The sequence below is a fragment of the Vibrio sp. 03_296 genome (assembly GCF_002265885.1).
In genome coordinates, this window is sequence record NZ_NPKW01001004.1 from 1 (window position 1) to 1084 (window position 1084).

Sequence of the window (1084 nt, forward strand, 5' to 3'; positions counted from 1 at the left end):
TTGACCACTTCTTCAGCAATGTTACGCACATCGAGCAGTGGAGATTCCGCCTTTTCTGGTTTATCACAGACAAACGTGCCTAAACGGGGTCGCCTTTGCAATTTCCCCTCATTGACCAAATCGCGAATGGCTTTGTTGACGGTCATGCGGCTAACGCCAAATTGCTCGGTCAGCTCTAGTTCAGTCGCGATCTTAAAGCCGATGTGCCACTCTGCCACTTGTCGATTTTCTTTCAATAAACTGTTGATCTGAATATACAGCGGTGATGGCATAATCTTCCCTCTAATTGACTATACAAATAGTGCGTAATTAACGTTGAAAATGCAACTTAATCACCACATTTTGTGGTGAAACACATTGTTACGAGCGAGGTGAGTAATTTCTTGCAGTTAGTAGGTGTGTAACAGAATCTGATAACAAAACGACTGAAATAGTACAAAGATAGAAAGGAAAGGTATGTTTAAGAAGTTAAAAGCGTCTTTGGGTATTGGGGCGGCGAAGGTCGATACAATTCTTGATGAAATGAGCGTGCAGCAAGGGCAAACTCTAAAAGGTCAGGTGCATATTCAAGGCGGTGATGTTGAGCAGAAAATCGACGCAATTACAGTCAAGCTCAACACGGAGGTCAAAGTTGAATCAGAGAATGGCGTGAGCTATCAAACCTTCACCATCGACAAAATTCAAGCCGTAGAGCCAATTTACATTCAAGCGGGTCGAGMMAAAAAGCGTGGCTTTTGAGTTAAAACTTCACGATGAAACGCCAGTCACCGACAGTGAACGCATTGAAAAACCAATGCCATGTTTGGCTGGAAACGTCATTAGACATTGAGTTTGCAATAGACCCGCGAGACCGAGACTTTATTGATGTTAAACCTTTGCCAGTGGTACAAAAAGTGATTGCCGCAATCACTAGCGCTGGTTTTAACATGGTGAAAGCGGATGTCGAGAAAGGTTTTCTTCGCGGGCAAAATTTTGCGTCGCKCTCTGGTTGTTATCAAGAGCTCGAATTTCGTAGCAATGGTTTCCTAGGCAGCAAAGAGATTGAGTTATCTTTAGTTCTAGAGGGGGTGTGGTGCATTGCTTA

General features: G+C 43.6%; 1 protein-coding gene and 1 pseudogene. One reads left to right on the forward strand and one right to left on the reverse strand.

The window, feature by feature from the left end; translation table 11 throughout:
- Window positions 1–272: GntR family transcriptional regulator (locus CIK04_RS29460; RefSeq protein ID WP_128824758.1), on the reverse strand; the 272-nt coding region annotated here is incomplete at its 3' end.
- A gap of 184 nt (window positions 273–456) precedes the next feature.
- Between CIK04_RS29460 and CIK04_RS29465 the strand changes: the two are divergent.
- Window positions 457–1084, forward strand: a pseudogene (locus CIK04_RS29465) (sporulation protein); the annotation flags it as partial.